The 26188-nt window shown below is 38.4% G+C and carries 27 protein-coding genes and 1 tRNA gene; 15 read left to right on the forward strand and 13 right to left on the reverse strand.

Annotated elements, in window-relative coordinates; genetic code table 11:
* Positions 1-75: 75 nt before the first annotated feature.
* The 3 genes from mnmG to RI561_RS01555 form a co-directional block, all read right to left on the reverse strand.
* Positions 76-1965 (reverse strand): tRNA uridine-5-carboxymethylaminomethyl(34) synthesis enzyme MnmG, encoded by a 1890-nt coding sequence (gene mnmG / locus RI561_RS01545; protein ID WP_395078454.1) that lies wholly within the window; start codon positions 1963-1965, stop codon positions 76-78.
* 179 nt (positions 1966-2144) lie between these two features.
* Positions 2145-2218, reverse strand: a tRNA-Asp gene (locus tag RI561_RS01550).
* A 132-nt stretch (positions 2219-2350) separates the two neighbouring features.
* On the reverse strand, positions 2351-2899 hold the full coding sequence (locus RI561_RS01555; protein WP_395078455.1) for a glutathione peroxidase: 549 nt from the start codon (positions 2897-2899) through the stop codon (positions 2351-2353).
* A 61-nt stretch (positions 2900-2960) separates the two neighbouring features.
* On the opposite strand from RI561_RS01555, the gene RI561_RS01560 reads away from it, so the two are divergent.
* The 3 genes from RI561_RS01560 to RI561_RS01570 are packed head-to-tail and all read left to right on the forward strand — an operon-like array spanning position 2961 to position 4740.
* A complete protein-coding gene (locus RI561_RS01560) occupies positions 2961-3689 on the forward strand; it encodes a hypothetical protein (RefSeq protein ID WP_395078456.1) in 729 nt (242 codons plus the stop codon).
* A gap of 17 nt (positions 3690-3706) precedes the next feature.
* Entirely contained in the window at positions 3707-3985 is a 279-nt protein-coding gene (locus RI561_RS01565) for a hypothetical protein (protein WP_395078457.1), read from the forward strand.
* Positions 3982-4740, forward strand: coding sequence for an MBL fold metallo-hydrolase (locus RI561_RS01570; RefSeq protein ID WP_395078458.1), 759 nt, complete (start codon positions 3982-3984; stop codon positions 4738-4740). The genes RI561_RS01565 and RI561_RS01570 overlap by 4 nt, the downstream gene beginning before the upstream one ends.
* Here RI561_RS01570 and RI561_RS01575 read toward each other — a convergent pair whose 3' ends face one another.
* The 5 genes from RI561_RS01575 to RI561_RS01595 form a co-directional block, all read right to left on the reverse strand.
* Entirely contained in the window at positions 4741-5826 is a 1086-nt protein-coding gene (locus RI561_RS01575; protein WP_395078459.1) for a mannose-1-phosphate guanylyltransferase, read from the reverse strand. It lies immediately after the preceding gene.
* A 47-nt stretch (positions 5827-5873) separates the two neighbouring features.
* Positions 5874-6959, reverse strand: a complete 1086-nt coding sequence (locus RI561_RS01580; protein ID WP_395078460.1) for a sensor histidine kinase — start codon at positions 6957-6959, stop codon at positions 5874-5876.
* Positions 6956-7633 (reverse strand): response regulator transcription factor, encoded by a 678-nt coding sequence (locus RI561_RS01585; RefSeq protein ID WP_395078461.1) that lies wholly within the window; start codon positions 7631-7633, stop codon positions 6956-6958. Before RI561_RS01585 ends, RI561_RS01580 begins: the two co-directional genes overlap by 4 nt.
* 191 nt (positions 7634-7824) lie before the next feature.
* Complete coding sequence (locus RI561_RS01590; protein ID WP_395078462.1) at positions 7825-8451, reverse strand: 2OG-Fe(II) oxygenase; 627 nt, start codon at positions 8449-8451, stop codon at positions 7825-7827.
* A 151-nt stretch (positions 8452-8602) separates the two neighbouring features.
* Positions 8603-8863 (reverse strand): hypothetical protein, encoded by a 261-nt coding sequence (locus tag RI561_RS01595; RefSeq protein ID WP_395078463.1) that lies wholly within the window; start codon positions 8861-8863, stop codon positions 8603-8605.
* A 106-nt stretch (positions 8864-8969) separates the two neighbouring features.
* Here RI561_RS01595 and RI561_RS01600 point away from each other — a divergent pair, with 106 nt between their 5' ends.
* From RI561_RS01600 to RI561_RS01610, 3 genes are all read left to right on the forward strand, one after another.
* On the forward strand, positions 8970-10829 hold the full coding sequence (locus RI561_RS01600) for a TrkH family potassium uptake protein (protein ID WP_395078464.1): 1860 nt from the start codon (positions 8970-8972) through the stop codon (positions 10827-10829).
* Positions 10830-10840: 11 nt separating this feature from the next.
* Positions 10841-11554 carry an NAD-binding protein gene (locus RI561_RS01605; RefSeq protein WP_395078465.1) on the forward strand — a complete coding sequence of 238 codons (714 nt, stop codon included), beginning with the start codon at positions 10841-10843 and terminating at the stop codon, positions 11552-11554.
* Between the two features lie 77 nt (positions 11555-11631).
* Entirely contained in the window at positions 11632-13323 is a 1692-nt protein-coding gene (locus RI561_RS01610) for a potassium channel family protein (protein WP_395078466.1), read from the forward strand.
* Here RI561_RS01610 and RI561_RS01615 read toward each other — a convergent pair.
* Positions 13308-15041, reverse strand: coding sequence for a carbon starvation protein A (locus RI561_RS01615; protein ID WP_395078467.1), 1734 nt, complete (start codon positions 15039-15041; stop codon positions 13308-13310). The two genes, RI561_RS01610 and RI561_RS01615, sit on opposite strands and share 16 nt — an antisense overlap.
* Before the next feature lie 191 nt (positions 15042-15232).
* Between RI561_RS01615 and RI561_RS01620 the strand changes: the two genes are divergently transcribed.
* The 4 genes from RI561_RS01620 to RI561_RS01635 all read left to right on the forward strand — a co-directional run bounded on the left by RI561_RS01620 (position 15233) and on the right by RI561_RS01635 (position 16650).
* Positions 15233-15466, forward strand: coding sequence for a DUF3820 family protein (locus tag RI561_RS01620; RefSeq protein WP_395078468.1), 234 nt, complete (start codon positions 15233-15235; stop codon positions 15464-15466).
* A gap of 103 nt (positions 15467-15569) precedes the next feature.
* On the forward strand, positions 15570-16016 hold the full coding sequence (locus RI561_RS01625) for a hypothetical protein (protein ID WP_395078469.1): 447 nt from the start codon (positions 15570-15572) through the stop codon (positions 16014-16016).
* Position 16017: 1 nt separating this feature from the next.
* Entirely contained in the window at positions 16018-16230 is a 213-nt protein-coding gene (locus tag RI561_RS01630) for a helix-turn-helix transcriptional regulator (RefSeq protein ID WP_395078470.1), read from the forward strand.
* A gap of 93 nt (positions 16231-16323) precedes the next feature.
* Complete coding sequence (locus RI561_RS01635; RefSeq protein ID WP_395078471.1) at positions 16324-16650, forward strand: hypothetical protein; 327 nt, start codon at positions 16324-16326, stop codon at positions 16648-16650.
* Positions 16651-16705: 55 nt separating this feature from the next.
* Here the strand turns inward: RI561_RS01635 and RI561_RS01640 are convergent, their stop codons facing one another.
* The 3 genes from RI561_RS01640 to purM form a co-directional block, all read right to left on the reverse strand.
* Positions 16706-17320, reverse strand: coding sequence for a CPBP family intramembrane glutamic endopeptidase (locus tag RI561_RS01640; RefSeq protein WP_395078472.1), 615 nt, complete (start codon positions 17318-17320; stop codon positions 16706-16708).
* A 238-nt stretch (positions 17321-17558) separates the two neighbouring features.
* The gene (locus RI561_RS01645) at positions 17559-17765 is read right to left on the reverse strand and encodes a hypothetical protein (protein ID WP_395078473.1); all 207 of its coding nucleotides are present in this window, start codon (positions 17763-17765) and stop codon (positions 17559-17561) included.
* 166 nt (positions 17766-17931) lie between these two features.
* Positions 17932-18939: a phosphoribosylformylglycinamidine cyclo-ligase gene (gene purM, locus RI561_RS01650; protein ID WP_395078474.1), complete on the reverse strand. Its 1008-nt coding sequence runs from the start codon at positions 18937-18939 to the stop codon at positions 17932-17934.
* 537 nt (positions 18940-19476) lie between these two features.
* On the opposite strand from purM, the gene dtd reads away from it, so the two are divergent.
* Together dtd and RI561_RS01660 are read left to right on the forward strand one after the other, a co-directional pair.
* Positions 19477-19917: a D-aminoacyl-tRNA deacylase gene (gene dtd, locus RI561_RS01655; protein ID WP_395078475.1), complete on the forward strand. Its 441-nt coding sequence runs from the start codon at positions 19477-19479 to the stop codon at positions 19915-19917.
* 259 nt (positions 19918-20176) lie between these two features.
* Positions 20177-21070, forward strand: coding sequence for a hypothetical protein (locus RI561_RS01660; RefSeq protein ID WP_395078476.1), 894 nt, complete (start codon positions 20177-20179; stop codon positions 21068-21070).
* 6 nt (positions 21071-21076) lie between these two features.
* Here the strand turns inward: RI561_RS01660 and RI561_RS01665 are convergent, their stop codons facing one another.
* On the reverse strand, positions 21077-21688 hold the full coding sequence (locus tag RI561_RS01665; RefSeq protein WP_395078477.1) for a DUF3365 domain-containing protein: 612 nt from the start codon (positions 21686-21688) through the stop codon (positions 21077-21079).
* Positions 21689-21783: 95 nt separating this feature from the next.
* On the opposite strand from RI561_RS01665, the gene RI561_RS01670 reads away from it, so the two are divergent.
* The 3 genes from RI561_RS01670 to RI561_RS01680 all read left to right on the forward strand — a co-directional run bounded on the left by RI561_RS01670 (position 21784) and on the right by RI561_RS01680 (position 26185).
* The gene (locus RI561_RS01670) at positions 21784-22665 is read left to right on the forward strand and encodes a patatin-like phospholipase family protein (RefSeq protein WP_395078478.1); all 882 of its coding nucleotides are present in this window, start codon (positions 21784-21786) and stop codon (positions 22663-22665) included.
* Between the two features lie 71 nt (positions 22666-22736).
* On the forward strand, positions 22737-24299 hold the full coding sequence (locus tag RI561_RS01675; RefSeq protein ID WP_395078479.1) for a glycerol-3-phosphate dehydrogenase/oxidase: 1563 nt from the start codon (positions 22737-22739) through the stop codon (positions 24297-24299).
* 92 nt (positions 24300-24391) lie between these two features.
* Entirely contained in the window at positions 24392-26185 is a 1794-nt protein-coding gene (locus tag RI561_RS01680; protein WP_395078480.1) for a two-component regulator propeller domain-containing protein, read from the forward strand.
* Positions 26186-26188 lie beyond the last annotated feature (3 nt).

Here is a 26188-nt window from a genome sequence, read left to right on the forward strand (position 1 = left end):
CTGAGTAAAGCGCTTTTGTGTGTTCAGTTTTGGAAAAGCTTGAGTTTAAAATCCGGTGTTCCACGTGAAACACCTCTAATTTTTTAGATAAACCATCAAAACAGAAAGGTCGCTGGCGGAGACTCCACTTATTCTGCTGGCCTGACCTATTGTTTCGGGGCGAATTTTGCTTAGTTTTTGTGTCCCTTCTGTTGACAGGCTCTTGATATTGGTGTATTCAATTTTTTCCGGGATAGCCATATTCTCTTTTTTCTCCATTTCTTTCACCATCTCAAACTCTTTTTGAATATACCCGGCATACTTGATTTGTATCTCTACCTGCTCAAGAGCTTTTTGGTCTGAAGTGATTTTCTTTATTTCATTGGCAAATTCCTCGTCATGGTCCATCATATCTTGCAGGGAAACTTCCGGACGGAGCAAAATCTTCTCTGCCTTCATGGGCTGACTCATTGTAGAACTATCTTTGGCCTCCAGCATAGGATCCATTTGCTCCGGTCTTACGGTATAATCTTTAATAAGATCATCCAATTCGGCAACGGTTTTTTTCTTATTCATCATCTTTTGTAACTGCTCTTCTGATGCCAGACCTATTTTGTGTCCAAGTTCAGTAAGCCTTAAGTCTGCGTTATCCTGGCGGAGTAATATCCTGTGCTCAGCCCTGGAGGTAAACATTCGGTATGGCTCTTCTGTCCCCTTATTGATTAAATCATCAATCAACACCCCTATATAAGCCTCTGACCTTTGTAAAATTAAAGGGTCATCACCTGATACAAATTTTGATGCATTTATACCGGCCATCAGGCCCTGGCATGCAGCTTCTTCGTAACCCGTAGTACCATTTATCTGTCCCGCAAAGAATAATCCATCCACGATCTTTGTTTCCATTGAACGCTTTATTTGGTGCGGAGGAAAATAATCGTATTCAATAGCATAGCCTGGACGTATCATTATAACTTCTTCAAATCCAGGTATTGTACGGAGGGCTTTATATTGAACATCTTCCGGTAATGAAGTAGAAAAACCATTTAAATACATTTCGTAAGTATTCCATCCCTCAGGCTCCAAGAACAATTGATGACGATTTTTGTCTGCAAAGCGATTAATTTTATCCTCTATACTTGGGCAGTAGCGCGGCCCTACTGATTTTATCCTGCCATTAAACATAGGGCTCCTGTCAAAACCAGACTTAAGCACCTCATGCACTTCTTCATTTGTATAGCCAATCCAACATGACAGCTGTTCTTCTATAGAAGGAAGATCAGTTGAAGTAAATGAAAAACCGGAAGGGTTTTCATCGCCCAATTGTTCTTCAAGTTTGGAATAATCAACCGTTCTACCATCAACACGTGGCGGAGTTCCTGTTTTTAAACGACCTACCTCAAATCCTAATTTTTCTAAAGCTGCTGAAATTCCTATAGAAGCTCTTTCTCCAGATCGACCACCTCCAAATTGTGTCTCCCCGATATGTATTAATCCATTTCCAAAAGTACCGGTGGTCAGTACTACCGCTTTAGAATAAAATTTTTGGCCTGTTTGGGTAACAACGCCATCAATTTGTTCACCATCATCTGATGAAATTAAATCTACAACATTATCTTGCCTGAAATAGAGGTTCTCTTTCGACTCTAATTGTTCTCTCATTTTTTGGGAATACAACATGCGATCACTTTGACACCGAGGACTCCACATAGCCGGTCCCTTACTCAAATTCAGCATTCTAAATTGAACACCTGTTTGATCACTTACAATACCGGATAGTCCGCCAAGAGCATCAATCTCTCTAACCAATTGTCCCTTTGCCACTCCACCCATTGCCGGATTACAAGACATCTTCGCAATAGCTTCAAGATTCATAGTAATGAGCAAGGTTTTGGCGCCCATTTCAGCTGCTGCACCGGCGGCCTCACTACCTGCGTGGCCACCACCAACTACAATAACATCGTATTTCGGATTATAAGAAGACATTAGTTATTGTTTTTATATATTTTATAATTATTAAACTTCTCTTTTGGTATATTTAAGATAATAAAAGATGGACCCTTGCTCTAACATCTCACACTCTACAAATTAATTATCAGGAAGCTACCATAAACAGAGTCGGGTACAAACAAAAAAAGCTTCCAAAAATTGGAAGCTTTGTATTGCGATCCGGAAGGGACTCGAACCCTCGACCTCCTGCGTGACAGGCAGGCGTTCTAACCAACTGAACTACCGGACCTTTTTTATGAGAGCATCAAATATACGGAGCATCGTACTTCGAAGTCAAGCCGATTCTTAAATTACTTGATAAAAAATAAGGGCCGCGAAATCAATCGCGACCCTCTTATCGGGATGGTAAACAAAAAGTGTTTTAATCAGCTATTAGTTCTTCAATAGACTTAACTATTTCGTCACTCTCTGGTTCAACATTACTTCTGAAGCGTCTTACCAAGTTGCCTTCTTTATCAATAAGAAATTTTTCAAAGTTCCATTTAATCTCCCCTTCAAAATCAGGGTTAGGCTGACTTGTCAAATAGGTAAATAATTCTGATTGATCCTCACCTTTCACAGATACCTTTGAGAACATCGGAAATTCAACACCATACTCAAGTGTACAAAACTCTTTTATTTCTTCATTTGTTCCCGGTTCCTGACCTTTAAAATTATTAGCAGGAAATCCTAAAATTACAAAGTCATCATCATTATATTGTTCATAGATACTTTGAAGTCCTTCATACTGAGGAGTATATCCACATTTGGAGGCCACATTAACTACCATAACAACCTTTCCTTTATATTCAGCTAAAGGAATTTCATTGCCATCTATATCTTTCATGTTGAAATCATAAAAGGAATTGTCACCGTTATTCGACATACTTAGACCGGTTATCATTATGAGAAGAGTTATTAGTGTTTTCATTGAAATAAAATTTTATTAATTCGTTAGTATTTAAACTGTTTTGCAAACAAAAATAATTCCCATGAGCAAAAGCTTTCCTAAGATAGTATTATTACTGATTCTTTTAAGTATTCCTACAACAGGGTTTTCACAAATGTTTTCTGTTGGGGGAAATGGTCCTACAAATTCTTCCCCCATTGCCCCATACATTAGGTTGGGTGTTACTTTTGTGGATTTTCAATACCAGGGCAATCCTAACGCATTAATACAGAGAGTACCTTTATCCTTTTCCGGAGAAGTTGCCCATTTTGCATACGAAGCAAATGGATTGACTATAGGAGCATCCTTTGGAAACAAATTGACCGGGCTGAATGACAGAAGTTATACCGGTTTATATCTGAATTTTGAAAACCCTTTTTACTTCATAAGAAAAAGAAATTTTGCGGCCGGCATCCCAATAAAACTTGCTACAAAATTAACTAACGTCAGTTCTCAAAATGTAAGGGATGGTTTCTCTCAAACCAATGTCGGTGTAGGTGCAGGAGTAATAGTAAGAGCACAAGCTCCGGAAAATTTTGGATTTTCTGCACAGTTAACCCCCGGTATAGGATTCAGCACCTCCAGTGGGGGCTTTTTTGGGGGAAATGTTATTTCTATGACCGGCAAAACTCGCTTAAATATTTACAATGTTATTTTTGGGAAAAACTTAAGCTTGGGATATGATTATAACTTTGATAGTTACGACATTGACGGAGAGGAATTTGATTACGATTTTAGCGGACATACATTCACTCTTGGGATATCATTTTGAAGCCTGATAAATTTTTATTGGAATTAGAGCAAATATTAGAACAAGCAGGTTATACGCTGCGTAAAGAACGAGGTTCCTTCAGGGGCGATGAATGTATTATAGAAGGACAAAAGTTAGTTGTTGTAAACAAGAACAAACCTATTGAATCTCAATTGGGTACAATGGGGCGTGTTTTAGGAGAAATTGATTTAGCCGGCGTGTACATAAAACCGGCTGTGCGAAGAAAATTAGAAGACTTATGGGATCAGCTGCAAGTGGTGCCTGAAGGTCCCGCAGAAGATTTTGAGTTAGAATGAAAATAACTTTTTTAGGCACCGGAACTTCAATGGGTGTACCGGTAGCCGGTGGCTTTCAAAGAGAAAAAATAGCCCATGACCCACGTAATGAGCGCACCAGGTGTTCCGTCTGGATTCAATCTAAAGGAAAGTCCATTTTAATTGATGCAGGTCCTGAATTCAGAATACAAAGTATCAAAGCCCGTATTCAGCATCTTGATAACCTGTTAGTTACCCACGAACATATGGATCATGTAGCAGGCCTGGATGATCTTAGAGTCTATTCATATATCAATGAGGCCCCTATCCCGGTTCATGCTTCAAAAAGATGTATTAAAGCTATAAAAACTCGATTTAATTACATGTTTGGGGAAGATAAATATCCCGGTTCCACTTCTTTAGACTTAATGGAAGCTCCCAACAAGTTCTACATTGGTGAAAATAAGATTGTACCCCTTCCTATAAAGCATGGAGACTTGGATATTCTGGGCTTTCGGGTGAACGACTTTTCATACCTCACTGACGTAAAATCAATTCCTGATTATACAAAAGAGCTGATCAAAGGATCCAAAGTCATAGCGTTAGGGGCTTTACGCTGGGAACCGGATCATCCAACCCATCAAACAATTCCTGAGGCTGTAGATGTGATAAACGAACTGGGTATACCAAAAGCTTTTCTTATTCACATGAATGGTTATGTGGACCACGAACCATCTAATCGTAGGCTACCTAATCATATCAATCTCGCTTACGATCAGATGGTTATCCATATTTAATTAGAGAAATTTCTTCAGTTCTTCCTTTGATTGCAGCTGTCCAACGATATTTTTTACTTTTTGAGCCTTATCCAGTTTGCAAATCAAGATTGCATCCTCAGTTTCAACAATTGCAAGACCGTCAACGCCAACCAGAGAAATCATTTTTCCACTTTCACTAAACACAAAATTATACTTGGAATCAGTAATAGAAATTTCATTTGAACGGATCACATTTCCTTCCTCATCCTTATTTCCCAATTCATAAGCGGCTGTCCAGCTTCCAACATCATTCCACCCAAACTCGCCGGGCACAACAAACACGTTTTTAGCATCTTCCATAATTCCATAGTCAATCGAAACCGATTCACAAGCTCGGTAGAATGTATTGATGCATTCCTGATGATTATCTCCGTACAACCCCTCGCCACACTCCTTAACCAACTTATACATTTCCGGTAAATAATTTTCAAAAGCGGATAGAACACTTTTCGCTCTCCATATAAACATCCCGCTATTCCAGTAATAATCTCCTGTTTCCAAAAATTGTTGAGCAGTTTCCAAATCCGGCTTTTCTTTAAAAGCTTGAACCGGATACACGGATTTATCATTGTACGTTTCTTTGGTTGAATTATCCCCGTGAATATATCCATAGCCGGTTTCGGGACTGTCAGGTTCAATACCAACTGTCACCAGAAATTCACCGGATTCAGCCTTTTGAATGGCCGCCTTAAGGTATTGGAGAAATGCACCCGGATTTTCAATATGGTGATCTGCGGGCAATACAACCATAGTGGCATTCGGGTCTTTTTTATAAAGCATCTCAGCAGCTATAGCCACACATGGTGCCGTATTTTTGGCAACCGGTTCTCCAACTATATTTTCATCGGGAACGCCGGGAAGTTGTTCTTTTACAAGATTTGTGTAACTATCGTTTGTGACTACAAGAATTCTATCCTGAGGAATTAATGCCTCTATCCTGCTGGCCGTATTTTGAATCATTGTACCTTCACCGAATAGTGAGAGAAATTGTTTGGGAAGTTTTCTAGTACTCCGTGGCCAAAATCGGGTACCCGCCCCCCCGGCCATAATTACTGCATAAACCATAAAAGAAATTGTTTTATGAACTTTTCAGAAAAGTACAACTAATATTCCTAAACCTGAACACTTTCTGCTCTTCTTAAACTAATCGTAAATGTAGAGCCTTTGTTCGGTTCACTGTCTATACTGAATTTTTCCCCATGTGCTTCCATGATGTGTTTTACAATAGCTAAGCCTAACCCGGTACCGCCTCGTTCTCTCGATCGTGATTTATCCACTCTAAAAAAGCGTTCCGTTACTCTGGGGATATCTTTTTCGTCAATTCCAATGCCGGTATCTTTTACAGAAATGAAAATACGTTCCGGCTGTTTTGGTTTGGTAAATACAGTTACCTCAACTTTTCCGCCCGGCACATTGTATTTAATACCATTTTCAATCAAGTTAATAAGTACTTGTTTTACTTGATTTTTATCAGCTTTTACTTGAATGTTTTTATCAAAGTCGTTTATAACAAGCTCTATATTTTCTTTTTCTGCCTTATAGTTCAAACTTTCAATGATATCATTCAGAACTTCGTACAAGTAAATCTCTTCAATTTCTGATTTCAGTTCCCCGGTTTCAAGCTTTGAAATTTCCATCAAATCCTTTGTCAAATAAATAAGCCGATTTACGTTGCGCATGGCTTTCTTCAGGAAATCACGATTTACTTCCTCATCTTCAAGGGCTCCATTCAGCAATGTTTCAATAAACCCCTGGATAGCAAAGATGGGTGTTTTCAGTTCATGAGAAATATCCCCAATAAACTCTTTTCGGTAGTTCTCGATTCTGTTTAACCGCTGTATTTCACGCTCCACTGTGCGGCTCGACTTTATCCCTTGCTTAACCAGGTAATCAACCTCATCATGGTGATCTGTTGTTACATCTTCATACTCCATGAACCTTTTGCGAGCTATATTTTTAAAAAGTTTCTCAATGGTTTTTAGCCTTTTGTATGAATTATAATAAGTAACAGCATAGACGGTAAGAAAAACAACGCCTGCCAACATTAAGCTCAGGATGCCGGCTTCTTTGGGGGTAAAATTGTACCCAAACATCATTACCAAGAATAGTACAACAGCACTTATTGCTGATGTTATAAAACCTATGCGGAGGCCAAATCTATATAAACCCTTTTTCTTTTTTCTGTTCTTTTTACTCATTCTTTAAAACGATAACCAACTCCCTTCACAGTTTCAATGTAGTGGTTGCCTAATTTCTCTCTAATCTTTCGAACGTGTACATCTACCGTACGATCTACCACATAAATATTGTCGCCCCAAACTTTATTCAGCAGTGTTTGCCGATCTCTCACTTTACCCTTACGACTTGCTAAATAATACAACAACTCGAATTCTTTTCGGGGAAGTTGAAATTCTTCTTCTCCCCGTTTTACAATGTAACGGTCTTTATCAATTGAAAGGTCATGAACGTCCAAACGATTCACTTCTTCTTCGGTCTCATCAAAACGGCGCATTACAGCTTTAATCCTGGAAATTAGTTTGGTCGTGCTAATCGGTTTGGTAATGTAGTCATCTCCGCCTTTGTTCAACCCTTCAACCTCCGTTTTCTCATCACTTCGTGCCGTCAAGAAAATAATGGGAATTGATTTTAGCTGATCATCAGAGCGCATCTTTTCAACAGCTTCCATTCCATCCATTTTTGGCATCATTATATCCATTAACACCAAATCCGGATTATGTTCCTTAGCTATTTGAATTCCTTCTTTTCCATTCTCTGCTTTGAGAACATCAAAGCCTTCTTTCTTAAGATTGTATTCAATTAAATCTAAAAGATCTTTTTCGTCATCTACTACAAGTATTGTTTTGTTAGCCACGGTTCCAGGATTTATATGATGATTTGCGGATATACAATGGTACTAATGTACTGTATTAATAGAAAATTTGTAGCCATTAAGAAATTGTTACGGGATCACAGATTTGTGGGATTTTTAGATTTAAAGGTTGAATCAATTTTCACTTTGTGAAAATTAAATCTCTGGAACCTGAAAATCCCACAAATCTGTGATCAACTGAGTAGATACCCGATACCGGACGGTTGCTGCAACAGCCAACCTGTTAAACTGTACCGGGGAATATTCGTAGTCAACACTTCATGTTCTATTACAGCGCTTTTAAAAAGAAGCAGTCGTTTGGCTACAGGTTCCACCATGATTTCTTGACCGTCTTTATATATGACTAACTCTCCGCCATCACCTTTCTGCCAATTTTTATTGAGATAAATAAGCACGGTTATCTGACGGTTAGTGCTTTCACTGAATTGATCCAAGTGCCGGTTGTAATAAGATCCTACGGGATATTTAGCTATATGAAATTCTGAACCAGACAAACTCAAATAACAAAATTGCTTCAGTTTTTGAGTCAGTTCATCCATCAGTTGAAAGAAAGGTGATAGTGCGGTGTCTCGGTCTTTATCCAGCCAATAAATGAAATCACCGCGAATTTCTGCTTTTACCTGGAAATCTTTTTGGGTTCCAATACCTGCTTTCTTCAGTTCATTTGAAACTTCTTTTTGATGAAAGAACTCCATGATTAAACTAAACAGCTCCTCACTGATAAAATCATCTACGATTACATAATCATCGTCGGCAAGCCGATCCATCCACTCCAGCCATTGGTCTTCAGAATCATTCATAGCATTTAGGTAAGCTGTTAATTTCTCTTGAGTCAGAATAAAGTTATAATGTTTTCAAAACGAAAAGAATAGCTTAAAAGGCACTCTCAGTGTCAAATAAGGTTATTATTAGAGGATCTCATTAAATGGATTATTTCCAAAATCCATTGGCTCATTCCTTCAAATCCAGTTTATCGAAATCAAATTCTTGTAAGTTATGCTCATCAAGGTATTTATCAATTTTCTGAATAACTTTCTTTTTGGCCTCTTTCCAGCTATCTCCAACAGCAGATAACTCCACCTTTAAATTGCTTATTTCCGGGTGGACTCCCTCAGATATAACCTTTTTTGTGAAAACCTCTTCTTCCGGTGCATTAAGGTCTTCAATATCTTTAAAAAGTGCTGCTCCTCGATATGATCCTAAGAATTTCATTACTCTCTATTCTTTGATTCGTTTAAATATACTTTTTATTAATGAATTTTATATGTGCTTAAATTATTTGATTAAAATGGACCATAATTCTTGATATATTCGTCAGATGAAATTACCAGAACAATGGAAACGGGCGTATTTCACCTTTTTAGTCTGGCTGAAAAACTTCCGAAAGGATTTTCGTAATCGATTCCAGAGTGTTGAAGTTGAATTATATGACCTGAATAAAGTTGTAGAGCCCTACATTCATGGGTTCAACTTTCTTTTGGTGCTTTTAGCTATTGCTAGCCTGATTGCCGCTGAAGGTTTTCAGCTGGAAGAACCTTACAAAACCTGGAATAACTATCTCGAGCTAATCATCATTTCGGGATTTGTTCTATCCTTCTTCTTGCGGGTTCTGCTGACTTCCAAAAGAATTCAACTTATCCGAAATAGGTTTTTTGAGGCATTACTTATTATATCTCTGCTGCTTATTGGTTTAAGTTATTTAATAGGCGGAGAGAGTTTTGTTATTTATGTGGAATCCCTTTTTGGTGTAAATAATATATGGCCTGTTCTCATTTTAGCCACCAAGATTTACCTCATCCTTCTCATCATTGAACGGGGTATTCGCGCAGCACCCATTATTCTTTCTTTGAAAAGAAAACCAACACAAGTGGTGGCCGGCAGCTTTCTATCAGTCATTGCCTTTGGCACGATTCTATTGATGACACCAAGTGCCACCGTTGACGGCTTGGGTTTAAATTTCATAGATGCATTGTTTACCTCTACCAGTGCGGTATGTGTGACCGGCCTAATTGTTGTGGATACCGCCACGCATTTAACACTGTATGGTCAAATCGTTGTATTAATTTTAATACAAATTGGTGGTTTGGGTCTTCTCACCATTGCTACTTTATTTGCTCTGTTTGTCAGTTCAGGCTTAGGGGTTGGCCAAATGAATTTATTAAAAGGCTCTATTGGTGAAACCCGAACCAGTGAAACTTTCCAAACTATAAGACGGATTGTGGTAATTACCCTTTTGATTGAAGCCGTTGGAGCACTTGGATATTATTTAAGCTGGCCCGACTTGTTTGATGATAATTCAAAAAGACTGTTTTTCTCGATATTTCATGCCGTTTCCGCTTTCTGTAATGCCGGATTTTCTGTGTTTACAAATAGTCTGGCCGACCAAGTAAATGCCTTAAATTATGGAATTAATATCACCACCATGATTTTAATTGTAACGGGTGGACTTGGTTTTACAACTCTCTGGGAACTCTTAAAAGGCAATCCGCATCACCGGCTTAGAAACTGGCAGTTTTCTATTCATACTAAATTGGTTCTATATGCTACCGGATTTTTAATTACCGTTGGAACCTTAGCAGTTTTGGTGTTAGAGTGGAATGGCGTACTCGCCGGATATCAAACTTCGGATAAAATAATGCTCTCACTATTTCAGAGCATTACAACACGTACGGCTGGCTTTAATACTCTTGACATCGGTAGCCTTGGAGTTAGTACCACTCTTGTTTTTCTGACCTTAATGATCATAGGTGCATCACCGGCTTCAACGGCTGGCGGTTTGAAAACCACAACGGTATCTGTATTGTTACTATCGGTTTGGAGCACCATTATCGGGAAAAAAGATGTCGAATTTGCAAAAAAGAAAATATCAAAAGACACTGTGTTTACTGCGATGACGGTATTTGTACTTGCCGCCGTTTGCTTATTCTTTTTTACTTTTCTATTAACGATAACTGAAGATCAACCTTTTATAGATATCTTATTTGAACAGTTCTCAGCATTTGCAACCGTTGGCCTTTCCCGAGGAATAACAGGAGAACTTACCGATGCCGGGAAATCCATTATTATTGTTTCTATGTTTATTGGCCGGGTAGGAATCGTAACCCTTGCACTGGCATTTGCTAAACGCAGGACGGCCAGTAAATATCAATATCCATCTGAAAGTGTAATTGTAGCTTAACAGGAATTATTATGGCAACAACGAAAGATCAATTTTGTGTAATAGGGCTTGGGGAATACGGATTTTCTTTGGCCAAATCGTTAGCAGAAGAAGGAGCTTACATCTTAGCTGTAGATAATGATTACGACCGGGTTGAAGAAATAAAAAAATATGTTTCTCATGCCGTACAGTTTGATGCAACTGATCCAGTTCTGCTTAAAGAGCATGGTGTTTGCGAAGCAGATGTGGTTATTGTAGCCATTGGTGAGGCTTTTGAGCCCGTTGTTTTGATAAGCATGGAACTGCTAAAAGAAGGAGTAAGCCGTATTATTTCACGAGCTTCAAACGAGACTCAGGAAACTATTCTTAATAAGATTGGCATTAAGGAAGTGGTTCATCCGGAAAAAGACGAAGGTAAACGCATGGCGACATCCCTGGTAAGTACTTCAATAAGTGACTTTTTCAAATTAAGTGGAGATATAGGCATATTTGAAATTGATGCTCCTAAGGGAATGGTCGGGTATTCTATAAAAGAGCTGAAAATAAGAGAGCGTTATGATATGAGTATCATTACTATTAAAAGACAAAGGAAAAGAGACGATTCTAATAGCTTATACCAGTCGGAAGATGATTACTATTATGAAGTTTTGGGCGTTATTGATCCCTTAACAATGATACGAAAGACCGACAGAATTATCATCATGGGTAGACAAAAGTCATTAGATAAACTATTGGAAACCAATTGATCGTAAAGCGATAAGATCTATCTGATTTGTATTTATAATTCATCAAAAATGACCGTTCCACATTTAACAGTCTCCCTATGAAATTTTTCACCTCACAGATTAGCTATTTTATTTCCAACCGGAATACCAAGATTAACATAAAGCGCCTTATTCGTTTTGTGTTTATTCTTTTTGCTATGATTGTCGTTTATGGAATCCTTTTTCATGAGATCATGGAATTTGAAGGGCAAAAACATTCCTGGATCACCGGATTCTACTGGACCCTCACCACTATGACCACCCTTGGATTTGGGGATATCACTTTTACTTCTGACCTGGGGCGCATTTTTTCTGTATTTGTGTTGATTTCAGGTGTGCTTTCCCTGCTGATTATGCTTCCGTTCACTTTTATCGAATTTTTCTATGCCCCATGGATGGAAGCCCAACATCGTGCGCGTGCTCCCAGAGAACTCCCAAAAGACACTAAAGATCATATCATCATCACCAGCTTTGACGCTGTTTCCAAAGCACTCATTCAAAAACTTGATCAGTATGGCCACGAATATGTATTGTTAGTTAATGAACTGGAGCAAGCTCTTGAACTATATGATCAGGGATATCGGGTGATGCTTGGGGAACCGGATGATCCTGAAACTTATAGAAAAATGGACATTGAACAAGCGGCACTTGTTGTTACCGGTGGTACTGATATGTCCAATTCTAATGTGGCGCACACTATTCGGGAGCTATCCAATGAAGTTAAAATAATTTCAACAGCTAATTCTTATGATTCGATTGACCTTTTAAAATTAGCGGGCAGCAATCATGTATTGCATATGGGAAATATCCTGGGAAGAGCATTAGCCCGAAGAACATTGGGACAAGATGCCCGAATTCATACTGTAGGCAGATTTGGAGAATTAGTGATAGCTGAGGCAACTACTTATGCTACCCCATTGGTGGGTAAAACCCTTCAGGAAAGTCGCATCCGTGAAGATCTTGGAATTAATGGAGTTGGAGTTTGGGAACGAGGAAATTTCGAAAGTGCCCATCCTGAAGTTGAAATTCATAATCACAGTGTTTTGGTACTTGCCGGCACAGTGGAACAGTTGAGAAAGTATGATGAACTAATAGGTATCTACGGTACAAGTGACCAACCAAATATTATTATTGGTGCTGGTAGAGTCGGCAGAGCTACCGCCCTTCATTTAGAAAAAAGAAACATTCCATTCAAAATTATAGACAAGAATCCAGATAGAATAAAAGATGACGAAAACTATATTTTAGGTGATGCAGCTGACCTCGAAACCCTCAAAAAAGCCGGGATTGATAACGCTCCTAACGTCATCATCACTACAAACCAGGATGATGTAAACATTTATCTCACCATTTACTGCCGCAGTTTAAGACCTAATATTCATATTGTTGCCCGATCGACTTTAGAGCGAAATGTAAATACCCTTCACCGAGCCGGGGCCGATTTTGTAATGAGTTATGCTTCTATGGGTGCTAATGCCATCTTCAATATTTTTGAGGAAAATGATATTGTAATGATTGCCCAGGGCCTCAATGTATTTAGTCTCGATACTCCCGAAAAGCTCATTGGTAAATCACTTATTCAAGCTGATATCCGAAACAAAACCGGTTGTAATGTGATTGCTTACCAAGTGGAAGGAGAACAGGATATCAACCCGGAGCCCAACAAACCAATTCCGGATAACAGTGAGATCATTTTGATCGGACAATCTGAAGACGAGCAGAAATTCATCGAGTATTACAAGTCAGATTGATGCTTTTCTTTTTTGACTAAGAATACCGCTTCTAAAATAATCCAAATGGTAAAACCAAGAATGATAGCCCCAAAGATAAATAGCAGCATATTAGAATCATTGGTTCCCCATCCCGACCAGTCGAATATCACTTGTTCCACCATAGCCCAAAGGGTCATGATCATTAAAAACACCATTGGAATTAACGTGTAGACAATAGAACGCCCCTGTCGCTTCAGCCAAATAGTAACCAACAACAAACTTATTCCCGCTAATAACTGATTGGAGGTTCCAAACAATGGCCATAACAAATAGCCTCCCGAACCCAGTCCTCGCGGGCCTTCCGGTAGTAACACCAGCGCCGCACTTGCTCCCACTGCAATCAATGTAGAAGTATGGACTTTTGTCAGGGGTTTGATCTTATATTCTTCCCCAAGTTCATTAAGGATATAGCGCATTAAGCGAACCGAAGTATCCAACGTTGTTGCTGCAAAGCTAATCACAATAACTGCAATGATAGTTTTAGCAGCTTCAAGCGGAATGAGTAAAGCTGTGGCAAGCTGAGCGGCTCCTTCCACAAAAATATTCAACCCAACCGAGCCGGCCTCAGAAAAGGAATGATAAACATCCATAAATTCACCGGAGGAATTGAAATAGGTGACCACCGCAACTATAGTTATCAGTGCCAAAGATCCTTCTCCAATCGCTCCTAAATATCCTACAAAACGGGCATCCGTTTCTTTATCCAGCTGTTTGGCGGTGGTACCCGAAGAAACCAATCCATGAAAACCTGATATAGCCCCACAAGCAATAGTTATAAAGAGAAGTGGAAACCAACTTACATCGGTAGCCTCAGTATTTGTTGTTGGAGCCGTGATTTCCGGGCTACTGATGAATAATCCCAGGTATAAAATTCCCAACCCCAACACCAACTGGTAAGCGTTAATTAAATCCCGAGGTTGAAGCAATTTCCAAACGGGAAGTGTGGATGCGAAATACACATAGATCATTAAAACAGCGATCCACACAAAGAAGGCCATTTCAATTCCCGATAATCCAAACAGAAGAATATTTTCCGCTCCTCCAAAATACTGTACCAAATCAATTTGAAGTACCGGAACATAACTGGCAATTATGGCGGTGAAATACATCAGGAATAAAACAATAACAGACGGAACTACCATATTTCCTGACTTTCGATAGGCTCTGATACCTATCCAAATAGCCAGTGGAATTTGAATAAAAATGGAAAGCACCGTAGCCGGGAAGTTGATAAAAAGATTTGATATCACCCATGCAAAAACCGCATTGACCATTAAAACCAGGATCAAAATGATAAAAAGAAAAAGCAGTTTTGCACGATGGCCTACTAACTGATTGGCCAAAGTTCCTACCGATTGTCCTTTATGCCGAACCGATAACACCATGGTTCCAAAATCATGAACCCCGGCAGCAAATATGGTTCCTAAGACCACCCAAAGCATTGCCGGAAGCCAACCCCAGTATACTGCTATTGCCGGACCTACGATGGGAGCGGCTCCCGCTATAGAAGTAAAATGATGCCCAAGCAGTACAAATTTATTGGCAGGAACATAGTCTACGTCATCTTTAAATTCATGGGCCGGCGTCATGTAATCCGGGTTAAGCCGGTATATCTTTTCAGCAAGAAATTTGGAATAGTATCTATACCCGATAAAGAATAAGAAAAGCGAAAGTGCTGCGATCCAACTTGCTTGCATGAATTTATTCCATTTTAATATTGATGGTTTCCAATAAACTGCGCATTAATTACTATTTTTCATTTTGTGATGCAAGTTTCTTGTACCATACTAACTCTAATTAAGATGGGTTTTGAAAAACAAAGAATACCTATAATTTGACCTACCCAAACCATTAAAAACCTATCGGATCAGCGATCTGATGTACGTTTATGCATGATCCAAACTTTCTCATAAAACTTGTACAAGCCAAAATGCCCTTTGGTCAATACAAAGATCGGTATATCACTAACCTACCGGTTCATTATTTGGAGTGGTTTTCGAGACAGGGCTGGCCAAATGGACAATTGGGACAATACCTGGCTACTATGTTCGAAATTAAAACCAATGGGTTGGATGATATTTTGAAGCCTATCATTAAGAAACACAGGAATTCGCGTTACTAATTTGAAAACAGACCAACTATACAAGAATTTTTTTGGACTAAAGTGTAACATATTTTATACATCACGTAAAGAAGTTTTGACACTTAACTAATTACATAAGATTATGTCTAAACAAGAAATTTTATCCTGGACCTCTATTGGGTTTTCTCTTTCCGTAGTTTTCTTCTATGTACTAATGGTTTTTGGCTGGCCCGATATTATTCCTGACTACTCCGATCATTTTACAAAAATATTTTTCAATGTATTCTGGATTGCATTGGCTATTGAGCTATTAATTGGTATCAGTGAATACAAGAATAAAGTGATAAAAGATGAGCGGGATGAAAAAATAGAAGCAAAGGGTCTTAAAAATGCTTACGGTTTTTTAAGCTTTTCAATTGTTGTAATTCTTATTCAGGTTTTCTTATCCAATTTATTTAGCGAACAAGGAAGTGCTTATGAATTAATTGGGCAGCCTAATATGATTTTTCATGCTTTATTTCTGGTGCTTTTTAGTTCAAGTATTATCAAGAGAACAACCATGATTTATCACTATCGTAAAATTTATTGATATGGATGAAACCAAAATCATTAACAATATCAGAAAGCTTCGTTTTAATCATGGAGAGATGACACAAGCGGAGTTAGCTGACAAAGTGGGGGTAACGCGTCAGACCATTAATGCTATTGAAGCAGCAAAATATTCTCCTTCTTTAGAGCTGGCTTTTAAAATAGCTAAGGTATTTGATAAACCATTGGAAGAGGTTTTTCAATATCAATCATAAGTGATGATAATCTTTATTTAAAATTCTAAGTCATAATTTTTATGTTACTTGTGCCTTAAAGGGTACATCTAATTTTAAAAAAATTCATCAATCATGTATAAATTTACGTTAAGAGAAAAACTAAAATCAATAATCACAGTATGCATACTTGGCTTATTCATGTCAGCCTGCTCCTCCGATGGGGGTACATTTGAGACTATAGGTCAGGTTACTATTTCTTCCTCCGGAAGTGCTGAGGGAGATTTAGTAGATGGAGACTTTATAGGATATCAATTATCTGCATCTCCAATTGGAAGTGATAGTCCGGATATAACTCTTACACTTTTAAGTGATGGAGAAGTTTTAGGCGAAACCAGCGAACCAAATAGCGACGGTATATTTACCGTTGAAGTTGGTGAAATACCTGAATTTGATTTCTAAAAATTTACTCAACATCTAATTTCAAAAAGGCCGGTCATTCATTTGATCGGCTTTTTTATTTAAGATATGTTTGAACAACTTGTAGCATAATTAAATCATAAACGGCATGAGCACACATCGCTGCCATCAATCCAATGTGTTCATACAGCAAACCAAGCATAAAACTCAATCCAAACATCAACCCACCAAAAAGAATATGCTTCGGACTTTTAAATTTGAAATACCCGTGAATTCCAATAAATATGATGGAAGTAACGGTATTACCTAAAAGTGGTTGAATGGCTCCCCTAAATAAAAGTTCTTCTCCTCCTCCTGCAAATAGGGAAATCTGAATCCTGTCAAAAAGTGAAAATTTTGTTTTTGAAAGAGCTTCAAAAATTGAAAAATCTGAGAGAACATCATTAATAGGGGTCCACCTGATGGCACTATAAATGATTCCCGCTGCAAGGCATCCAATTCCCACTCCTATTCCTGCTTGATTCCAAAAAGTAAAGCTACTCTCCAAGACATCACTCAAATCTCCTTCATGCCAATAGCGGATAATTAAAAATGAAAAAAATACATAGATATTGGCAGATACAACGGATAGGATAAGAAGTTTACCTGTAGTCAGGTTTGGAAACTCATTACTATTTTCGTCTTCTTTGGGCTGAATTTCATTTTCATTCATGAAACTAAAATAAGGGGAGGATCGGTAAGCTAAAAATGGGTATTTGTAGCTATTATTGAATGGAAAGCAGATGAGACGGATTGGGCTAGTAGTTGCTGATTCTATATCTAATCATAAGAACCATGATTATCAGGAGTAAAGGATTGACATGGTTTTCTGAGAATTATTAATCTTGGTAATCGCAAAAACGAGGTAAATCATGATTAAAAAGAGAAGTTGGTTCGAGCCTTAAATTTATTTAATGTACTGGCTCCATTTTGTACACTTTTCCATATTCAGAAGCTTTCTTTAAATCATTTTTATTAAGTGCTTCTCTAACATTATCAAGCTTCTTAGCTTCTTCCAGGCTTAAATATGGAGACCATTCGTTTTCCGTTGTAATTAAATCTACTTCAACTTCAGCTACATAATTACCTGAGTGAGTATATTTTGTTTTTTTCTTCATGACTAAACTCTGTTTAAATAATCTTTATACCACCTTTCCGGATCAGGTCGGTAAGCAGTAATTAAAACTGCCGGTTTGTCAAATCCTTTTGGTATTCCCCACAAAATATGAACGGGATTAAAACAGAAATGCATTAAATTCAAAATTCATCATTTAGAATTTAACATTACACAACAAAACCAACCTCAAAAACCTCTTCCCCCAACTCCTCAGCCTTTTTCTTAACAACATCCACCTCACTTTCAGAAACCACAGCAATTAATCCAATACCTAAATTAAAAGTAGCCTGCATATCGTCTTCGGGTACGTTTCCGATTTCCTTGATCATTTTATAGACGGGTGGTCGCTCCCAGGCATCCCAATTAATATCGAGTTTCATTCCTTTTGGGAGGATTCGCTTGGTGTTACCCACAATTCCGCCTCCCGTGATGTGGGAAAATCCATTTATACCGGGTATTTCTTTTAACTTGGTGATCAACGATAAATAAGAACGGTGGACTTTCAGCAATTCATCCCCAACCGTGCTACCCAGTTCTTCAACGTAGTTCTCTACTTTGTGCTTACTGAACAGCACTTTTCGGGCTAAAGAATAACCGTTGGTATGTAATCCGGAGCTTTTGAATCCCAGCAACACATCTCCTTTTTGGATGTCAGAGCCGTTTATAACTTTATCTTCATCCACAATGCCAACGATGGTTCCGGCAAGGTCAAATTCTCCTTCATCATAAATATCCGGCATCTCTGCGGTCTCTCCTCCAATCAGTGCAACCCCATTTTCTTTACAAGCCTTAGCAAATCCTTTTACCACATCAACCCCAACATGCTGCTCTAATTTTCCGGTGGAAAAATAATCGAGGAAGAACAACGGTTTGGCACCGCATACGGCAATATCGTTCACACAATGATTGACAAGATCTTGTCCAACCGTATCATATTTACCGGCTTTAAAGGCTACAATCAATTTAGTGCCAACACCGTCTACAGAGCTTACAAAAACTGGGTTTTCATAGGAACCGAAATCAGGTTTAAAAAATCCACCAAACCCTCCAATGTTATGTAACACCTCCGGCCCATGGGTATCCTTTACCACACCCTTGATAGATTCCACCATTTCTTCCCCGGCTTTGATATCAACACCGGAATCTTTGTATGTAAATTGCTTTTCATCACTCATGCGATCGCTGATTTTATTTTGCACTAAATATCTAAAACACTAAATGCTTAATTGAACCTGTTAATCATTATTAACTAAAAAATCACCCTATCAATTTTCAACTATCACTCCTCACTAACAACACACAAATATAGAATCTTTACAAGAGTGTTTTGGAAACTTTTTCCAACACTTTTCCACACCTAAGAGATAACAAAAATGAGATTTATATAATTTAATAGTAATAGTAGAGAGTGTGGATAAGTGGATAACTTTTTTATCCCGATTTATTTATCGGATGCTAAAAACATGTGGATAGTTTTGTTTATAACTCACCCTTAAAAATCAATACTTTAAAGGGATTATAATTTATTTATCCACACTGTTATATATTTCGGACATAAAAACAGCAGGAAAGTCATTAACACTAAAAGTTATTCTTTTGAATTGTTGATAGAGTAATTTTATTGTTGAAACCTGTTGACAATTTTAACCGTTTTGAGTTATCCAATTTTTATCAATGAGTAATCCACACAGTAATCCACATATCCACAGTTTATGAAAGCAGTCATTCAGCGCGTTAAATCTTCTTCAGTAACCGTCGAAAATGAAATTATAGGTGCCATCGATCAAGGGTTTTTGGTGTTAATTGGAATTCATAAAGATGATACCAAAGAACAAATGGAATGGATTTGTAATAAAATATCCAAGCTTCGAATTTTTGAAGATGAGGATGGTAAAATGAATCTGTCCGTACAGGATGTAGGCGGTGGAATTTTATTAGTGTCTCAATTTACCTTGTATGCTAATTCAGATAAAGGCACCCGTCCCAGTTTCATTGAAGCTGCCCAACCGGAAAAAGCAGAGCCCATGTATGAAGACATGATAGAGTGGTTCAAAGCCAATACGGATCTTGATATTCAAACCGGAAAATTTGGAGCCATGATGAATGTAAAACTGGAAAACGACGGACCGGTAACTATTATATTAGAAAAGTAAGAATAGACCTCTTGGTCAGACGGCTCAAAGCCCGTCCGACTATTTATTTAATTCAAACTGAAATTAAAGAAAATCCATCAGACTGTTTATTGGTCAGATAGATATAGATGTGTTAGTATATTTTTAAAATATGATATTAGAACCTTCGGGCGTCTAAAGATCCTCGAAGCGTTCGGTTTAATAAAAAGGTTTTTTTCCAAACGCTAGTAAGACGTATCGGACGCTAAGAAGTTTTAAATTTTGAGCTAAATAAAAATTAATGTCAGTTATTTTCATTTTTATTGATGGTATTGGACTTGGAGAAAATAGTTCATTCAATCCTTTTTCAATAAACCGATATGAGTCATTTGAAATCTTAACAGGTGGACCTTTTAACTCAAAAGCCAAACCGGTGATAGAGGAAAACCATCTATTCAAACCCATAGATGCAAATCTCGGCGTAGAAGGATTACCCCAAAGCGGAACTGGTCAAACGGCACTATTTACCGGTCGGAATACTTCCAAAGAAATTGGTAAGCATTTTGGTCCATACCCACATTCAGGAATTAAGCCTTTTTTAAAAAAAGAAAGCATTTTTCATGCAGTCAAAGATAAAGGCAAGAAACCCTATTTTATTAATGCCTATCCCCCCATTTTCTTTGAAAAATCAGAAAAGAAAAATCGTTGGACATGTACTACACTGATGACAAAGAGTACCGGCTTGAAATTAAATACTACGGAAGATGTACTTAACGAAAAAGCATTAACGGCAGAAATTACCCAAAAAGCCTGGGGAGAAAAATTAGGGATCGATATTCCAGAAATCAGCCCAAAAGAAGCTGGTGAAAGGTTATTAAATCTAGTTTCAGATTACGATTTGATACTATATGAATATTATCTCACCGATAAAGCCGGCCACAGTCAAAATCACCAATATGCAAGAAAAGCACTCGAACCACTGGATGAATTTCTGTTACATATAATAAATCACAAAAGTAGTAAGGATGTATTGGTCATTACCAGCGATCATGGCAACCTCGAAAATCTATCAACAAAAACTCATACCCGGAATAAAGTTCCTCTTTTTGTATTAGGAGAAAACATTAGTGCTTTTCAAACGGTTGAAAGCCTGACTGACATAAAAGATTCGATTCTATCTATATTGTCAAATTAGCCTATGTTATTGAAGCGAATCTTTTTTCATTTCTACAACCCATATTCCACGTAACTGACCAACCTCATAACCGGTGGCTTTATCATTGGGATAAAGTTCTTTGATCTTTGTCAATGTTTCATCATTGATTTGAGATCCTTCATTTCCGTGACATTGCATACAAAGTTGATTAGTAATAATAGGATAGTAACCGGTTACGGTACCATTGGTTTGTCTCACCGACGGGGTAACATCTTGACCATTTTGAAGAGTTGTTTTGGCAGATTGGATGTATTCCATTTCTGATTCATTTGCCAAATTGTTTGGGTTCCTTGGTTGATCGGTAACTCTTTTAATATGTGCTTCTAATTCAACTGACATACTATCTGTAAGAGGTATCGCCTGTATATTACAAAACTCAATAGCTTCGGAGACACCATTTTCTTCAATAGCTACAACTAAATTGGATGCTAAAACCTTTTGTGTAGAAGTAGCTAATTTGCTTCCTGTACTTTCGTATGATGAAAATTCTTCACTGCTTAATTTTTTAGATAATTTATTATTGGAATTTTTGCATCCAAAGAAAGCCAGTAAAACGAGTACTGAAATAGAAATTGTAAATCTGAGATAAATATTCATACAGAATGAATTCATTTATAATTTGTATTAAAATGGTAATACATTTCGATAGTTCAAATGATGTAGTAATAAGTAAGAAATATATTTATTGAAATATGCCAAATAAAAAAGTCCACTTAGTACTTGGCAGTGGCGGTTCACGAGGGATTGCACATATCGCTGTAATAGAGGAATTGGAAAAAGCCGGCTATGAAATTATTGAAGTAATAGGTTGTTCCATGGGAGCGGTTGTTGGTGGAATTTATGCAGCCGGACATCTTCCCGAGTATAAAAAATGGATTCTAAGTCTTTCCAAAAGAGATGTATTTGACTTGTTGGATTTCACTTTTGCCAAACAAGGATTTGTAAAGGGTGAAAAACTTTTTGCTAAGCATCTTGAGGTGACCGGGGAGGAAAAGATTGAGGATTTCTCCATTCCATTCACAGCTGTAGCTACAGATATGCGCCACCACAAAGAAGTCCATTTTAAAAAAGGAGATTTGTATAAAGCACTTAGAGCTTCGGTTTCTATTCCCGGTTTTTTTGTTCCGGTAGTTGAAGACGGGAAAGTACTTGTTGACGGCGGGGTGCTGAATCCACTGCCCATCAATTTGGTAAAAAAAGAAGAAGGAGCCATGATTGTAGCTGTAAATTTGAATGGGCGTCCTGATCCAAAATATGATAAAGCACCAGAGCCGGATAAGATGGAAGAAATGCAAAAATGGTTCGATAAGTTGTTGCCGGATGCCATTAAAGCAAAAAGAAAAACGAAGCCCAAAGCTGAACTACCGGCGGAGGAAGGATCGTTTTCACTGATCGAGCTGATGGACAGTACCTTCAGTTTTACCCAAGACCGACTTACAGAATTGACGGTCGAAATGTATAAGCCCGATCATCTCATCGAAATTCCCCGAAATGCATGCGGTGTATTTGATTTTGATCAGGGAGAGCGCGTATATGAAATAGGCAAAGAAGCCTGCAAGGGTGCTATTAGTTAATGGTTATTAGGAATTAGTATCACCGAATAACCATTATACAATTAACTGATCAACATTTAATTTATACCGATATGAAAAGAGCAGAATTTCTTGATCACATCAAAAACTTTAATGACTACTGGGATGTAGTCGTAATTGGCGGTGGGGCAACCGGATTGGGAGTCGGTGTGGATGCAGCAGCAAGGGGCTACAAGACACTGTTACTCGAAATGCATGATTTTTCGAAAGGTACCTCCAGCCGAAGTACAAAACTGGTGCATGGCGGTGTACGATATTTGCAGCAAGGGGACGTTTCCTTAGTTATTGAAGCTTTGAGAGAGCGTGGATTGCTAATGCAAAATGCGCCGCATTTGGTAAGTCATCAGTCTTTTATAGTACCCAGTTATGAATGGTGGAACGGTCCTTTTTATGGTGTTGGGATGAAGGTGTATGATGCGCTGGCCGGAAAATTAGGTATCAATAAATCAAAAAACCTTTCTAAAGAAAAAACCTTAGAGAAGATACCAACCCTGGAACCGGAAGGACTTCGGGGTGGCGTAATATATTATGATGGTCAGTTTGATGATTCCCGCCTTTCCATCAATTTGGCACAAACCATGCATGATGAAGGAGGTTTTCCACTAAATTATATGAAAGTGACAGGACTGGAAAAAAACAGTCAAGGACTTGTGGAAGGCGTTAAAGTCCGTGATATGTTAGATGGGAAAGATTACGAAATCAATTCCCGTGTTGTAATCAATGCCACAGGAATATTTACCGATGAAGTTTTGGAAATGGATGAGGAAGGGCACACCAAAATCATTCAATATGCACAGGGAATTCATTTAGTATTAGATAAGGAATTCTTACCAGGCGATTCAGCGATTATGGTTCCCCACACCGAAGACGGCCGCGTACTTTTTGCCGTTCCATGGCACGATAAAGTAATTGTAGGAACCACTGATACCCCTGTAGATAAAGCAACCCTGGAACCGGTGGCTCTTGAAGAAGAAATAGAATTTGTGTTGAGGCACGCAGCTCAATATCTAAGCAAAGATCCGGAGCGAGCAGATGTGAAAAGTGTATTTGCCGGAATTCGACCTTTAGTAAAACCCGCCGATGTGAAAGATACCTCCGAGATTTCAAGAAGTCATCATATACAAGTTTCAGAATCAGGTTTGGTCACTATTGCGGGCGGAAAGTGGACAACCTATCGTAAGATGGCCGAAGATACGGTAGACCAGGCCGCTATGGTTGCAGGTCTCGATGTTAAAGAAACCCCAACCAAAGAATTGCGAATTCACGGTTGGCTTAAAAACGTAGACCGGGAAGATCATCTTTTTGTGTACGGCTCCGACAAAGTAGCCCTAAATAAATTGATTGACGAAAACCCGGAGTTGGGAGAGAAATTACATCCAAATCTCCCCTACCTGAAGGCCGAAGTGGTATGGGCAGTGCGTAATGAACTGGCACAAACCATTGAAGATGTACTGGCCCGCCGAACCCGGGCATTGCTTTTGGACGCCAAAGCCAGCGTAGAAATGGCACCGGAAGTGGGACGATTGATAGCCGCCGAATTTGGGAAAGATGAAAGTTGGGTGGAACAAGAAGTAAAGGAGTATAAGCAGGTAGCAAAAAATTACATTTTGGACTGAACTAAAAATCCGGCGGGATAACGGGAATTAATAATAGATTAAGACTCACCCGATAAGTTGATTTTCTGGGGTTCTTAGCGTATCTAAGCTTCATGATACGTTGGTTATTTATATGGATTATAGGGGGATTAATTCCCCTGCTTTTTATTCAATTCGCCTTTTCTCAGGAAATAGGAGAAGAGAACTATGTGGTCACCCATTTCGGGATGGAAGATGGTCTTCCCCAAAGCACAGTTAATGATATTCTTCAATCACAGGATGGCTACATTTGGATTGCAACCAACGGGGGATTAGTTCGGTTTGATGGGCTAAATTTCACCACTTTCAACCGGTCCAACTCTCCCAATATGCACTATGACCGGATTATCAAAATTTATGAAGACAGAAAAGGAGTCCTTTGGGTAACAACTGAGAACGGTTTATTAAGATTAAAAGATGGAGTTTTTAAAGCCTACATTTTCAATGAGGGCTCAATAAGAGAATCACCACGAGAAATGAAAGAAGATGAAAATGACGTGCTTTGGGCCACCATTTTTGGAAAAGTGTACAGGTATAGTGGCGAGGATTTCATTGAAGTTCCTGTAAGTGCCGACCCGAAATTGACCCAACAGGCAAAAGAAGAAGCCGGAGGGGTATGGCTGGTAAATGATGAAAATCTTTACAAAACTATAGGTGATTCCGTTGTTGTAGTTAAAAATTTCAAAAACTATGTCGGCAGTTCACTGCTGAACAGTACTGAATTTCCGGAAGGGTCAGGAACCTTATTTATAGGCACCATGAGTGATGGTATTATCAAGTATGAAAATGAAGAAATAACTTTTTTCAATGGCAGTAACGGGTTACCCTCCGATAATTTTATTGATTTTAAAAAAGACAAAAAAGGAAATTTATATGCCCAGGTTTTTGGTGCTTTATCAATTTGGAATGGAACAAACTTTGAAAGATTTCAACCTTTTGAGGATTCCGGGGACATCCGTTTTCAACAAATATTAGAAGATAACGAAGGAAATTATTGGATTGGTACGGCAGCCGACGGGCTTTTTAAACTGAATAAATCCATCATTACCATGATTGATGAAGAAGATGGATTGCAAAATGAAAAAATGTTAGCTCTGATGCAGTTAAAAGATGGTTCGGCTCTATTTTCAACCAACTGCGGGGGCATATATCACTGGAAAGACGGGCAATTGAGTATCCCGAAGGATGATTTTATAGCTGAAAATGGTTGTTTTTGGTCAATGTATGAGGATTCACAAGGGCGTTTTTGGTTTGGGGCAAGGGGGGTTTATGTGACTGAATCTCTGGATGAACCGGGTACATTTTTAGGTGTAGAAGAAGGTTTCTCATCAGCAGAAATATTTGCCATCACGGAAGACAGCAAAGGAAATATGTGGATTGCCACCTCCGACTTTTTAGTCATTTATAATGAAGGCATAATCCGGCGCTTTACCACAGAAGACGGCCTCTACTATAACGATGCACGAATTCTTTTCGAGGATGAAGATGGAACCATGTGGGCAGGAACGGGTCAAGGGTTAAACAAAATTAAAGATGATACAGTATATAAAGTTGATTTATTGGTTTCAGAAGATGATAGTCCAATAATTCAGCAGCCTTACGTAAGAGCTATTCATAAAGATGATGAAGGTGTTATGTGGGTTGGAACTTATGGACATGGTATTTTTCGGTTGAAAGATGGAAATATTGATAATGTAACAACCGCCCAGGGACTTTTTGATAATATCGTATCTCATATTATTGAGGATGAAAACGGGTATTTCTGGATGGGCAGTAACAGGGGAATATCCCGCGTCAGTAAATCAGATTTAGATGCAGTTATTGCTGGAAAAATTGAAGTTGCGGGCATACTCCTATGGAACCGGTGATGG

Source organism: Gracilimonas sp. (genome assembly GCF_031581265.1).
Lineage (GTDB): Bacteria > Bacteroidota > Rhodothermia > Balneolales > Balneolaceae > Gracilimonas.